This window comes from Aureispira sp. CCB-E (genome assembly GCF_031326345.1).
GTDB lineage: Bacteria > Bacteroidota > Bacteroidia > Chitinophagales > Saprospiraceae > Aureispira.
This window is the reverse complement of the sequence record NZ_CP133671.1, coordinates 1,017,206-1,031,057: the sequence shown is the minus strand read 5'-3', so window position 1 is coordinate 1,031,057 and position 13,852 is coordinate 1,017,206. Positions and strand designations below refer to the sequence as shown.

Annotated in this window: 12 protein-coding genes; 3 read left to right on the top strand and 9 right to left on the bottom strand. The window is 36.7% G+C overall.

Annotated features, from left to right (window positions below; all coding sequences use genetic code 11):
• Positions 1-192: 192 nt before the first annotated feature.
• The gene (gene asnB, locus QP953_RS03920) at positions 193-2,121 is read right to left on the bottom strand and encodes an asparagine synthase (glutamine-hydrolyzing) (RefSeq protein ID WP_309554038.1); all 1,929 of its coding nucleotides are present in this window, start codon (positions 2,119-2,121) and stop codon (positions 193-195) included.
• A 267-nt stretch (positions 2,122-2,388) separates the two neighbouring features.
• Here asnB and odhB point away from each other — a divergent pair, with 267 nt between their 5' ends.
• Positions 2,389-3,639, top strand: coding sequence for a 2-oxoglutarate dehydrogenase complex dihydrolipoyllysine-residue succinyltransferase (gene odhB, locus QP953_RS03915; RefSeq protein ID WP_309554037.1), 1,251 nt, complete (start codon positions 2,389-2,391; stop codon positions 3,637-3,639).
• Between the two features lie 228 nt (positions 3,640-3,867).
• Here the strand turns inward: odhB and QP953_RS03910 are convergent, their stop codons facing one another.
• Both QP953_RS03910 and QP953_RS03905 read right to left on the bottom strand, forming a co-directional pair.
• A complete protein-coding gene (locus QP953_RS03910; RefSeq protein ID WP_052594984.1) occupies positions 3,868-4,365 on the bottom strand; it encodes a DUF2147 domain-containing protein in 498 nt (165 codons plus the stop codon).
• A 357-nt stretch (positions 4,366-4,722) separates the two neighbouring features.
• Positions 4,723-5,700, bottom strand: a complete 978-nt coding sequence (locus tag QP953_RS03905; RefSeq protein ID WP_309554035.1) for a UDP-3-O-(3-hydroxymyristoyl)glucosamine N-acyltransferase — start codon at positions 5,698-5,700, stop codon at positions 4,723-4,725.
• A gap of 395 nt (positions 5,701-6,095) precedes the next feature.
• Between QP953_RS03905 and fabG the strand changes: the two genes are divergently transcribed.
• On the top strand, positions 6,096-6,836 hold the full coding sequence (gene fabG / locus QP953_RS03900) for a 3-oxoacyl-[acyl-carrier-protein] reductase (protein ID WP_052594988.1): 741 nt from the start codon (positions 6,096-6,098) through the stop codon (positions 6,834-6,836).
• An 82-nt stretch (positions 6,837-6,918) separates the two neighbouring features.
• Here the strand turns inward: fabG and QP953_RS03895 are convergent, their stop codons facing one another.
• From QP953_RS03895 to QP953_RS03875, 5 genes are all read right to left on the bottom strand, one after another.
• Positions 6,919-7,380 carry a low molecular weight protein-tyrosine-phosphatase gene (locus tag QP953_RS03895; RefSeq protein WP_052594990.1) on the bottom strand — a complete coding sequence of 154 codons (462 nt, stop codon included), beginning with the start codon at positions 7,378-7,380 and terminating at the stop codon, positions 6,919-6,921.
• A 101-nt stretch (positions 7,381-7,481) separates the two neighbouring features.
• Entirely contained in the window at positions 7,482-8,009 is a 528-nt protein-coding gene (locus QP953_RS03890; protein ID WP_309554033.1) for a hypothetical protein, read from the bottom strand.
• 2 nt (positions 8,010-8,011) lie between these two features.
• Entirely contained in the window at positions 8,012-8,776 is a 765-nt protein-coding gene (locus QP953_RS03885) for an alpha/beta hydrolase (RefSeq protein WP_309554032.1), read from the bottom strand.
• An 84-nt stretch (positions 8,777-8,860) separates the two neighbouring features.
• Positions 8,861-9,583: a DUF2306 domain-containing protein gene (locus QP953_RS03880; protein ID WP_309554031.1), complete on the bottom strand. Its 723-nt coding sequence runs from the start codon at positions 9,581-9,583 to the stop codon at positions 8,861-8,863.
• A 133-nt stretch (positions 9,584-9,716) separates the two neighbouring features.
• Positions 9,717-10,901 carry an endonuclease gene (locus QP953_RS03875; protein ID WP_309554030.1) on the bottom strand — a complete coding sequence of 395 codons (1,185 nt, stop codon included), beginning with the start codon at positions 10,899-10,901 and terminating at the stop codon, positions 9,717-9,719.
• Between the two features lie 263 nt (positions 10,902-11,164).
• Between QP953_RS03875 and recJ the strand changes: the two genes are divergently transcribed.
• Positions 11,165-12,868: a single-stranded-DNA-specific exonuclease RecJ gene (gene recJ / locus QP953_RS03870; RefSeq protein ID WP_309554028.1), complete on the top strand. Its 1,704-nt coding sequence runs from the start codon at positions 11,165-11,167 to the stop codon at positions 12,866-12,868.
• A 77-nt stretch (positions 12,869-12,945) separates the two neighbouring features.
• On the opposite strand, the gene QP953_RS03865 is transcribed toward recJ, so the two are convergent.
• Complete coding sequence (locus QP953_RS03865; protein WP_063833048.1) at positions 12,946-13,833, bottom strand: ABC transporter ATP-binding protein; 888 nt, start codon at positions 13,831-13,833, stop codon at positions 12,946-12,948.
• Between the last annotated feature and the right edge of the window lie 19 nt (positions 13,834-13,852).

The window sequence follows — 13,852 nt, the reverse complement described above, 5'->3', positions numbered from 1 at the left end:
ATAAGTTGCCTATTTTTTTATTGCATACAACCTAAAGCGATTAGAGATACTTTATGGACTCTCTACTTATGTATTTTGTTAAGCAGTGTGAAAACCATTTTTGAATTTTCTCTGCATCAAATACCAAACCCAATAAAAAGGACTGGCTAGCCTCTCCTCTCTCCTAACTTTACTTACTTGACATTAACAGTTTTAAACCTTTTCATTTTTTATCCAACGCAAATACCATTGATGTAGGGTGTATAAAAACCATATAAAATGGGGATTGATATATGTTTTCTGTTGGATAAAGTTATCAATAATCCGCTGTATTTCATTTTTGTTTAATTGAAAAGTAGTCAAAAATGCTTGATCGGATTTAATACTTAACAAAGGCTCCTTTAAAGAACTCAACAGCCATTTTTGGATAGGAATGGAAAATCCTTGTTTAGGACGTTCAATCAACTCCTGAGGCACATGCTTGTATAATATTTTTCGCAATAAATATTTAGTATCCTTTCCTTTAATCTTTAGATTATCAGGCAGCTGCATGGCAAATTCAATGATTTTATGATCCAAAAAAGGGTCTCGCCCCTCCAATGCAACAGCCATGGTTGCACGATCTACTTTGGTCATAATATCGCCTTCTAAGTAGGTATCTATATCTACCATTCCCAAATAGGAAATCAATCGTTGTGCTTCTATTTCCAAGTTGGTTGCATAGCGATTTTGATAAGCACCATGAAGGCGTATCAAATCTTTCTGAGCAATGTACGTCGATGAAATGTTAAAAAAGTCTAAGGTATCTTTGGCTCCCAATGCATTCACTAGTTTGGGAAATTTATTACTTACATTTTTATAATTCTTTAGAATAGGAATTTTCGAACTATTTTGCTCTAGCCAAAGTGGATTAACCCCTGCACTTACCCCTTTTAAGGTCGAACGCAGTAAACTTGGCAAGCGCTGAATTTTGGGGTAGAAATTTTGTGTAATCTCGTACTTTGTATATCCACCAAATATTTCATCTCCTCCATCAGACGATAAGCTGACAGTGACCTGTTCTCTGGCCATTTTTGATACCAAATAGGTTGGAATACTTGAACTATCGCCAAAAGGTTCATCATACATTTCGGGCAATAATGGAATGACTTGTTCAAAGTCTTTTTCGGTACAGTATAGTTCATGATGTTCTGTCCCTAAATGCGTTGCTACTGCTTTTGCATGCTGTGCTTCGTTGTATTCTTTGTCATGAAAACCAATTGTAAAAGTTTTCAATTGCCGCCCTTGTTTCTTTTGAAGTAACGCCGTTACTGTTGAAGAATCAATACCTCCGCTCAAAAAAGCACCAACAGGAACATCTGCGACCATTCTCAACTCAAAGCTTTCTGTTAATAAATGCTCTAATTCCTCTTCGAGTTCAGCTTCTGACGCAGTACTAATCGACGTATTGGCGTAGACTTCCTGTACATTCCAGTATTTTTCTATTTTTATTTGTTGCTGCGTATCTAACTCCAAATAAGCTCCTGCGGGTAGTTTGTGAGCATACTCAAATATACAATGTGGGTAGGGAATGTATCCTTGTTGCAAATATAACGATACTGCTTTTTGATCAATTGTTTTATCAAATTTAGGATGCTGATGAAATGCTTTTAACTCGGAGGCAAACAAAAACAAGCCATCTTTCCAATACCAGAACAAGGGTTTGACTCCAACTCGATCTCTACAAACAGTTAATTGATTTGTTTTCTGATTAAAAAGGGCAAAAGCAAAGAATCCTCTAAATTCATGAACCATTTTTTTTCCCCATGCTTTAAAAGCTTTTAGGATAACTTCTGTATCTGTCCCCGTTTCAAATTGGAAGCCTTCTAACTCCAACTTTTTACGGATTTCCATAAAATTATAGATTTCTCCATTGAATACGATCACCCATTCTTCCCAAAACATGGGCTGTTGACCTGCTGGACTCAAATCTAAAATAGACAGTCGACGGTGTCCAAATCCCAAACCTATATCACCATTAATATACGCTCCTGCACTATCAGGTCCTCCATGTTGCAAGCTATCTCGCATCGAAATTAGGGTATCTTGAAGTGGGTAAGTATGGTCATAATTCAAATCCCAAAAACCTGTTATTCTACACATTTGTCTTTTGTTTGGTGTTTAAAAGCTGGCACACAAAGTTGTTTTATCATCCAAAAATCTTCGTTGAATGCTTCCAAATGAAAAAAGCTTAACACAAAAGTAAAATAATGCCTTGATTCTATTTCTTTTTCTAACTTTTTTTGACAATTTTTGTAGTATAGAGTAATTACAATTACTTTTTGTATTCAAAATATACTTTTTAATAAAATTATTAAATTCATCACCCAAAGGGATTGGGTTTGATAATTACAATTATCATTATACAGCATGAGTATCATAGAACTCGTAGTTCCAGTTATTGGTGAGTCCATCACAGAAGTAACACTTTCTTCTTGGGTCAAAGAAGACGGTGCTTACGTAGAATTAGACGAAATTATTTGTGAATTCGAATCGGATAAAGCAACCGTAGAAGTTCCTGCCGAAAAAGCAGGAAAATTAATTTGGGTTGCTCAAGAAGGTGACGATATCGCTATCGGAGATGTATTTGCAAAGATTGATACCAGTGCTGCTGGTCAAGATACCTCTTCTAACAAAACGGAAGCTCCTGTTGAAACTCCTAAAGAAGAAGCTCCTGCCAAGGAAGAACCTGCCAAAGAGGAATCTACTAATTCTTATGCTAGTGGGCATCCTTCTCCTACTGCTCAAAAACTAATGAATGAGCACAACTTAAAAGCAGCAGATATTACGGCAACAGGCAAAGATGGACGCATTACTCAAGACGACGTTCAAAAGGCAATTAACAATAAGTCGAATGCTCCTGCTAAGAAAGAAGAAAAGGCAGCAACAACACCTACACAAAATGCAGCGTTTAGCCGTGCACAGCGTACCGAAAAAATGAGTCGTATGCGCCGTACAATCGCCAAACGTTTGGTGTCTGCCAAAAACAATACAGCGATGCTAACAACCTTTAACGAGGTTGATCTAACTGAAATCATGGCACTGCGCAAAAAATATCAAGACAAATTTGTAGAACGCTATGGTATCAAATTAGGTTTTATGTCTTTGTTTGCCAAAGCTTGTGCTAAGGTTTTGATGGAAATGCCTGACGTTAATGCTCAAATTGATGCAGATGGTAAATCTATTATTTATCATGACTTTGTTGATATTTCTATTGCTATCTCTACACCAACAGGTTTGGTCGTTCCTCCTGTTAAAAATGTAGAGTCGTTGAATTTTGCAGAAATTGAGGGCGCAATCAAAGGATTGGCTAAAAAAGCTCGTGAAGGTAATTTAACCCTTCAAGAAATGCAAGGTGGTACCTTTACCATTACCAATGGTGGCGTATTTGGTTCCATGATGAGTACACCAATTATCAATGAACCTCAGTCTGCTATTTTGGGTATGCATACTATCCAACAACGTCCAATGGCTATTGATGGGGAGGTAAAAATTCGCCCTATGATGTATTTAGCCTTGTCTTACGATCATAGAATTATTGATGGCAGTACTTCTGTTACGTTCTTAGTAAAAGTAAAACAACTGTTAGAAGATCCAATTACGTTGTTCTTGGATTTATAATCGTTTAGAAAAAATAAAAGATACTTATTTTTTAAAAGCTGCTTGTTGTTTCGTTCTACAAGCAGCTTTTTTTATTTGTCAAAATGGTTCTTAACGTACTCTTAGTTGGTCTCTTTCAAGTTGGCTAGGTTAGCAATAAAAGTAAATAACAATAGGTCTCTTATTTAAACTAAAAATGGAGTCCTACAAAAGTAGAACTCCATCCTTATTCTTTCAATCTGATTGAATTTATTTTACACGATGCCAAGTTTGCGTGCGGTAGAAAAAGCCAACCCAACCACGTACAGATAATTTGTCTCCAGAACTATCTGAATCATCCATCCACATCGTACAGGTATATACTTTTCCTTTTTTAGGATCCATGATGCTTCCTCCTTTCCACTTATCGGATGCTTCTTCCATGTCCCAAATAATTTCCAAACCATACAAAGGTTTTCCTTGACCACGATCAGCAGGACATTTGGTACATTTGATATCTTCAAAGCTTTTTTCCCCACTATCCTTGAGAGTTTGCTCATCCAATAATTTAACTATTTTGGCGTAATATTTACTTCCTTTTTTATAGATTTCTACATGAGATTTCGTTCTCCCTGTTTCATCATCTATTGTTTTCCAAGTACCGATACAATTTTTGCCATTGATAGAGGTTTGAGCCGAAATAGACGTAGACATAAACATTAAACAGCCAACAGCCACTATACTAAAAAGGTGCGCAATACGTTTCATTTAAATTGATTTTTTTAGTAATTAATTAATCGAAGGATTCAAGAATAAATAGGATAATTCAAAATCTTTGCCAGTTTTTATATAGTTCGTATTACCATATACCAAAAATTGAGGGCAAAGAACCTCCCTATACCTTATAAAGTTATAAATTATTCTCCATATAGAGAATAACATTTGTCAGACAATTCCAATATAAGAAAGTTTGTCCCTATTGAATAACACTTCGAGTCTATTTCCATTAAATAAGAACCCTATCAGCTCTGTAAAGTAATTATCTAATGATTTTTAAGTGAGCCTTTTATCTGTTTTGTTTATTTTCTTCTCGTTCTGATAACGCTGCTACTGCGTAATTTACTCTTACTCCTTTTTCTTATTTTTAAATAACGCTTCGTATATTTCATTCACCTTCTTAGCTATTTCAGGCAACTGACGCAAAGCAATTATTTCTCTAAATTTGGTGCGAGACTCTCCTGCGGGAATACCAATATACTCTTTGTTGCTTCCACCTGGAATAGATTTTGACACTCCTGTTTTGGCTAGGATCGTTGCTCCTTCACCAACTACTAAGGACTTAGAAATACCCACTTGACCATAAATAGTAACATGATCTTGGATAATAGTTTTGCCTGCAATTCCAACTTGGGCAGCTAGCAAGCAATGCTTACCAATACGGACACCATGTCCTACATGTACTAAATTGTCAATTTTTGTTCCTTCTCCAATCACTGTATCTCCAGAAACACCTTTGTCAATCGTACACCCTGCACCAATTTCAACATTATCTTCGATAATAACTCGACCAATGGAATGCCAGCGATTATAAGATTTGTCCTTTTGTCTATTCATGTAGAAGGCATCGTTTCCAATAGATGCGTTGGCATGTACAATTACATTATTACCGATCTTAGTATTGTCTAAAAGTACTGTGTTGGCTCGAATTAAGCAATTGTCTCCAATCGTCACATGGTTTCCGACAACAACACCAGGCTCCAAAATAGTATTTTCTCCTATAATAGCCGTTGGGCTAATAAATTGGGAAACAGGCACAAAAGGACTAAAGTGTAGGGCGAGTTGATTATAAGCTTCAAATGGCTTTTCAACAATCAACAAGGCTTTGCCTTCTGGGCACTCTAATTCTTTGTCTATAATAATAGCTGTTGCAGCAGAGTAAATTGCTTGATTATAATACTTCTCATTATCTACAAACATCAAGCTTCCTTTCTCTACCTTATGAATTTCACTCAAAAAAGTAACTTTGATCTTAGGATCTCCGATAACTTTAGCATCTATCAATTCTGCTATATCCGAAATAGATATTGGCATTTTAAATTTCATAACTTCTGATTTTGTGTAAAGATAACAAAACTAGTGGTTCTCTAAGCAATCGTTCGTCTAAATATTTGGCAAATTAGAAGACATTCTCCCCCCATTTTGAGCTTTTATATGATTAGCAAGACCTTAGAAATATGAGCAAATTGATTCAAACCTTTTAAGCATTTGTTAAGAGAGTTCAGCTTTTTTAACTAATATTGCGCTTGTAAAACAATCTACAAGGTAAAGTTGAGATTTTTTTTATATGCGTATGAGGGTTTCAGCCTAAATTAGAATCATACATATAGAAAACCTATGCATCGTACAATTTTGATGCATCCATACCAATACATATTAACACCTTTGTAGGCATCTATTTCTGTCCTACATTTTTTTTAAAATCAATCTTTTTCAAGTTTATGAAACTTTTGGAAAACAAAATAGCCCTCATCACTGGTGGCTCAAGAGGAATTGGCGCAACAATGGTCAAAAAATTTGCAGAACAAGGCGCACACGTAGCTTTTACGTACCGTTCCTCTTCTGAACAAGCCAATCAATTAGTTGAAGAAGCTTCCACATATGGTACGACTATCAAAGCTTTTGCTTCAGATGCTAGTTCTTTTGAGCAAACACAAGGATTGATTGCTGATGTGATAAAAGAATTTGGGACTATTGATATCCTAGTCAATAACGCTGGTGTCACTCGTGACAATTTATTAATGCGTATGACAGAGGATAACTGGGATGACGTTATGAACAACAATCTAAAGTCTATTTATAATTTCACGAAGTGTATCATGCGTCCTATGCTAAAAGCTCGTGGTGGCTCTATCATTAACATATCTTCTATTGTAGGACTAAAGGGGAATGCTGGACAAGCTAACTATGCTGCTTCAAAGGCTGGTATGATAGGTTTTACTAAATCGATTGCCCAAGAAGTAGGCTCTAGAAATATACGATGCAATGCCATTGCTCCTGGGTTTATCGCAACTGATATGACAGATGAGCTAGATGAGAAAGTAAAGGATCATATGATTCAAACAACATCTCTCAAACGTCTTGGAACAACAGAGGAAATTGCCAATGTAGCGATCTTCCTCGCTTCTGATATGTCTAGTTATATTACAGGAGAAACAATTAATACTAGTGGTGGGATGTAACATCGCCTCAGCTATATTTTATGTTGCCAATTGGGAAGACAGCACTTATTAAGTTTAATCTTCCCAATTGGCATTTTTATATTTAGGCTTCTTTTTGGTAACGTTTGACAACTTCAGAACAGGCTTCTTCCAACATTAGGTAAACCTTTTTGAAGCCACTGTCCTCCCAATATGGATCAGGAACGGCTACGTTTCTCTCTGGTAACACCATATTCATAATCAAACTTACTTTTGATTTTTGAATGGTTGTTTGACATAGGTTCATCACATCGTTGTAATTACTACTATCCATGACATAAATTATATCAAAATTCTCCAAGTCTTGAACTGTCAACTTCCTTGATCTTTGATCGGAAATATCCAAACCATGTTCTGCTGCAATTGCAATAGAACGAGCATCGGGCAATTCTCCATTATGATACCCACTTGTTCCTGCCGAGTCTACTTCCCAGTTCAATCCTTCTGCTTCAATCTTCTGCTTTAAAATCCCCTCGGCTAATGGAGAACGGCATATATTTCCTAAGCATACCATTAAAAATTTCATCTATTCTTGTTTTTCTTGTTAAAGAAATAATCTACAAGGCACTTTCAGTGAGATTCGTAGAAGTTTATATTCTAAGCGGCGTACACTATATTACGATCGTATCAACGAGTTGTGTTATTACACAAATAAAACCCCAAACCTATTTTAATGGGCAAATCAACGGTCTGCGTAATCTGTCCATAGTTTTGATAAGTAGGACAATTGGTGTATCGAATTCCCAAGGCTACTGTAGCAAAAAAAGCTTTCTTTGAATGCCATTCTATTTCAGGAATGCATTCTACCCCAAAAACTAGTAGACTTTTTTGATAAAACAATGCCCAGCCAATTTGAGCTTGAATACTTGTCGAAGCTCGCCACGCCCCTTTAGTCCAAAAAGGCAGATTATAGCCTAAATTAAGCCCTATTTGATTTCCCCAATTAATCATTCTATACTCAAGCCCAGTTAAGACTCTCCCCTTCCATACATTATGTTGATAAGCCAATTCTAGACCACCTCCATTATAATAATATTCTCCTCCAACATTGCTTGCAATTCCCAAAAAAGAAAGGGATTTTAAGGACAGCTGTTGAGCTTTGGAGGTAGGGTGCCATAGAAAAAAAAACAGTCCTACTATAACTATATATCGCATGATTACCAATTATTTGCATTTAAAAAAGCTCTTATATACTCTAAGACTTCTTCTTGCTGTTCTTTAGAGCTTATTCTTGCTATCCCGTCTTTATCTTGTTTTCCATAACTTCCAAATTGAGCATGATTACCGCCATCTATTTGATGGTAAATCGTTTGCCCTCTAGTTGAATTTAAAGGCATATCTACCAAACGTTCTATTATATTCCCCGATGGCAATAAATATTCATTCTCTTGAATTGTCTTAGGAGTTGCCAAACCATCGTGTTCTCCAAAAAGTGACAAGACAGCCCCATTCCAATCTGACAAGCTCGCACTTTTGCTAGGATAGGACGCCATTAATACCAGTCCAACATATTCTGAAGGATTATTATTAATATCTATACAAGCAACGGCACCTCCTAGAGAATGTCCGCTCAAAATCCATTGTTCTACGCTAGGAAATACGTTTTTGCAAGCTGCTGCCTTATTTCCATTTAGAATAGCCAAATTTGCAGATGTTTTAACAATAATAATTGGATAACCATCTAGCACCAAATCTTGAAACGTGTTTCTGTAAGCATGAGGATCTACCAATCCTCCTGGATAAAAGAGCACTCCTGTCTTAGATAGAGTTGCATTGGTAGGATATAAACTAATATAATTTGGCGTTTCCTTAATCTGAACACCATCGATTGACACTACTGCTTCAGGCAAATAACTACAAGCTGTTATACTTAGTATTAACAGCACCATCAAACAGTATAAACTAGAACTAGGCTTTTTCATTATTTTATTAATAAGCTACTAAGTAGTCCTTCAGAAAAATTCTATCAATACAACTATGTTGCTATATAACAAGGAAAAACCAGACTAGTTGCGAGAAGCTCTAAAATAATATTTTACAAGCCCTATCCAAATCAAAAATTCTGCGATAACTAGATTCACGACCCAACTTAGCCACGCTACGAGGATATAAAAATCAGGATAACAGAGTAAACTATATGTACTATTTGGGCAAATAATGCCATTCCTCAATTTCCAGTCTGAAACCAAATAAGTTGCAGCTCTTAATGAGATGGCTGAAAGTGTCATCGCATAACTCCGAATCATATATCGTCCGTGAGCTTCTAAGGCTCCTCTTCGTATTGTTTGATAAGCTCTAAAAGTAAGCCACCACCATATGATCGCTTGTAGCACAAATGCGCAACGTGCCCAAAAACCACCATTACCATAAAAAGCCATTACAAAGCCAGATGGTCCAGCAACAAACAATATCAAAAATACGTAGAGTTTTCCTATCAACCGATGCCATTTCGGATATTGAAACATTAATTTTTTTGAAAACTGGGTTAGCCCTGCTGCAATAACCAAAACGGCACTGGTAATATGAATATAAAATGCCGCTAACCAATGCCATTCGTCTACAACCCATTGCTTGGAAGCCAAAAAATCAATGTCTGTTGGAAAAGGTGGTACAATATAAGGAAATGCAATCGAAGCCATCTTGTAAGTCGATAGCCCTATAATTATTAGAAAGACAACTCCCAGAAGAAAGTTTATCCAGTAATTAGCAGGTGTATTTTTATTTATCATGGTTAGGGCGATTGGTCATTAATATACATAGTTATTTGCTCCCTCTCGTTGTGAGCAGTTTCTTTGAGCTACCAATACAAGCTTACTTAACGATCAGTTAGTCGCTACACTGCTACTGCATGGCTGTTGACAATTACTCCTCTACATCCTCTTCTTCTACTGCCTCATCTTCTTCTAATCCAGTTGTATACATTAAATCTATATAGATTGGCAAATGGTCGCTAAAACCACCTATAAAACGAGGACCAGCGTATGTTCTAAAAGGCTGCAAACCTAAATATTTAATATCTTCTTCTAACAAGAACCGAGCAGCAAAAATATGAGCACCACCATCTGATGCCCTCAAAAATCCTCTTCTTTTTTCGTTCAACAAAGGTTCAGACACGATGATGTGGTCCAATGTTCCCCAATGTCCTTGGTATTTGTGAGAGCCCAATTGCCAGTTTTTGCCCAAGCCCTCCATATAATTGAACAAATCGCCCTTTTGAACGGCTTCTTTATCCCCTTTTGCTTTTAAAACTTCTATCAAGCTTTTATTATTCGCATGGTCATTCATATCCCCCATTACCACAACCTTGACATTAGGGTTTGTTTCGTACAAAGCATCTATTTTTTGACGAACCAAAGACGCTACATAAACCCTTTTAGGCTCGCTTTTGGCTTGTCCTCCCCATCTCGATGGCCAGTGATTGACAAACACACTCAAGGTATCTCTGCCTAAGACTTGTCCACGCACGTGCAATACATCCCTTGTTTTTAGATTTTTATCAAAAGGAAAATCGACTCGAATAGCCTCATGATCAAGGTACTTAAATTTGCTTGGGCGGTAAATAAAACCAACATCAATGCCTCTTCGGTCTGGCGATTCTTCGTGAACAATTTCGTAGCCAAACTTTTTGAGAGGCGTTTTATTAATCAAATCCTCTAATACCTTTTTGTGTTCTAATTCACAAAATCCCACCACTGCTGGTGGTTCCCAACCTCCAACTGCCATCATCACCTTATAAATATTATTCAATTTTTGTTGATAGCGATTGTAAGTCCACCTTTTAAGACCACCTTTGGTAAAGTCATCGTCTCTTTTGGTACTATCGTCTTCTGGAAAAAATAAATTCTCTGCATTATAGAAAACGACTCGAATCCCATTGTTATTTCGAGGAGCGCCATCATGATCTTTCAAACCTAGTGTCAAGTTTGCTTCTGCATTTTCCAATCGTTTTTGGCGTTGTTCAGGGCTTGCTTGAACTGCTGCTGTGTCTTCTTGCCCCCAAACATTATTCCCTAGCAAAAGAATAAAAATAAATACTATGATGCGCATTGAGTTATTTTTTATGGTTCTTTATTGTAAATTTGAAGTTACACTTCATGCCACCAACTAAGGACTTTCTCTCAAATATTTTAGTTCCTTTTGGCAACAATCTTATCATGAGATCCGTAAGCTATCAACGGTTAGTCTTTTTTGTCGATTGGCTTTTTTATTTTTTCAATACAAAATAATCGATTCTTAGGACTTCAACTACTTTCTAAGGATTAAATTCTAGTTAACAATCTCCTAATTATACCAAGAACACCTCAAGAACTATGCAAAAACGCTGGGAATTTACAGAATATGATGTTACCGAAGCTACAGAACTACACCAGCAATTAAAAATTCACCCTATCTTTTGTCAATTACTAGTCCAAAGAGGCATCAACAATTTTGATGCCGCCAAGAAATTCTTTCGCCCTCAATTGAGTCATTTACACGATCCTTTTTTAATGAAGGGAATGGAAGACGCAATCCAACGAATAGGACAAGCCATTATCAAAAAAGAACCCATTCTAATTTATGGCGACTACGATGTAGATGGAACTAGTTCCGTTGCTCTGCTGTATCGTTTTTTTTCTAAATATCACCCACACCTACACCGATACCTACCAGACCGTTACAAAGAAGGCTACGGCATTTCTATCAAAGGGATCGAATACGCTGCCACACATCAATGTACCTTGATTATCGCTTTAGATTGTGGTATCAAAGCCCATGAAGCCATTCAGTTTGCCAATCAAAAACAAATTGATGTGATTGTTTGTGATCATCATTTGCCTAGCGAAGAATTGCCTCAGGCCTATGCCATTCTCAATCCCAAACAAAAGGACTGCCCGTATCCGTACAAAGAATTGAGTGGTTGTGCCATTGGCTTCAAATTAATTGAAGGGTTTGCACAGCTTTACAATATATCATTTGAGCAAGAAGTAAAGCCTATTCTTGACTTGGTAGCGATCAGCCTAGCCTGTGATTTTGTACCATTAACAGGAGAAAATAGAGTATTAAGTTTTTATGGATTGCAGCAGCTAAACGAAAATCCTAGATTGGGTTTAAAAACATTAATGGATTTATTAGGTAAAACCAATACTTATTCTGTTAGAGATGTTGTTTTTGGATTGGGTCCTTTACTCAATGCAGCAGGTCGGTTAGTGCATGCTAGCAAAGCTGTCGATTTATTGATTGCACAAGAGGAAGAATCAGCAAAAAAACTAGCTAAAGAATTGCTAGCGATCAACCAAGAACGTAGGGATATTGAATGGAATATGGTGGTAGAAGCCAAGCAAACTGTACAAGATGACATTATTTTTGCAGAGAAAAAAGCAATTGTTTTATTCAAAGAAAACTGGCACAAAGGCGTTGTTGGGATTGTTGCTTCCAAAATGGTAGATCAGTTTCACAAACCAACGATTGTTTTCACCGCCTCCAACGGTCGCATTGTTGGTTCTGCCCGTTCTATACAAGGATTTGACATTTATCAAGCTATTGCTCAATGCGAAGATTTATTGGTCAACTATGGTGGTCATCAATATGCTGCGGGACTTAGTTTAAAACCCTCTAACTTAGAAGAGTTCACGCAACGTTTTCAACGGATTGTTGCTCAAAATATCCATCCCTTACAAGAACAAGCTACTCAATACATTGATGCTACCTTGTCCTTCTCTGCTATTAATGATAAATTTTGGCAACTACTGCAACAATTTGCTCCTTTTGGTCCGCAAAATATGCGTCCTGTATTTTCTTCGAAACATCTCAAAGATACAGGTTATTCCAAATTATTAAAAAACCGTCATCTCAAATTAGTTGTTCAAGAAGAAAAAGGAACAACAATGGAAGGAATTGCCTTTGGTTTGGGAGAATATATTCACGACCTTCAAGCCAAAAAACCATTTGAAATGTGTTATGTTATTGAGGAAAATAGCTTTAAAGGGAAATCCAAATTGCAACTGAATGTCAAAGATTTGCGTTTTAGATCCTAATATAATGTATTTATTGCCCTTTAATCAGCTAGCCATCAAAAACTATAAAGAGTTAACACAATGCTCCTAATGTAACGTTAAGAAGTACGTTCCAAAAACTCTGCTTCTAAGCTTTTTTTGCGTACATGTAGATGACTTAACACAACTCCTTTGTTAAACAGAGCCGTATTGAGATCTGTTGCTGTTGTCTCTGAAGACATTTTCAACGCTAAGATAGGACCGTCTTCTTTTATATCTGTTACAAAGTTAAACTCTGACAGCGTGTTTTTTAGTTGTTCCAAATCAGGGGCACTTACTTCAATAATCGGTTCGCCTCCCAAAATCTCTGACACACTCCCCGCAGCGATAAGGTCGCCATATTTTAGGATAGCAACATGATTACAAACTTTTTCTACTTCATCAATAATATGACTTGCCAATAAAATGGTCTTGCCCCTTGTTCCTATTTCAATCAACAAGTTACGTACTTCGACAATTCCTTGTGGATCTAAGCCATTCGTTGGCTCATCAAAAATTAAGACCTCTGGATCGCCAATTAGTGCCCCAGCAATGGCCAAACGCTGTTTCATTCCCAAAGAATAAGCCGTAAATGGAGAATCGACACGTCCTTGTAGTCCCACCAATTCTATTAAAGCAGGAATTTGCTTTGGATCAGCATGTTTGATGTGCGCTACAATTTCTAAATTTTTCTGCGCATTCATATAAGGATAAAAATTAGGCGTTTCTAATATAGCGCCTATCCGCTGACGAGTTTTGGCAGAAGGTGCTTCATCAAACCAAGTATATTGACCGTTTGTAGGATGAATAATTCCTAGCACCATTCCCAATGTTGTTGTTTTTCCACTACCATTAGGACCTAAAATTCCATAAATGTTGCCTTTTTCTATGGTAAGGTTTAAGTTATCAACAGCACGTAGGGTTTTGTTGTAAATTTTAGTCAGTCCGTTGGTTTGTAAAACACTCATTATTTCTAATTTTTACTGT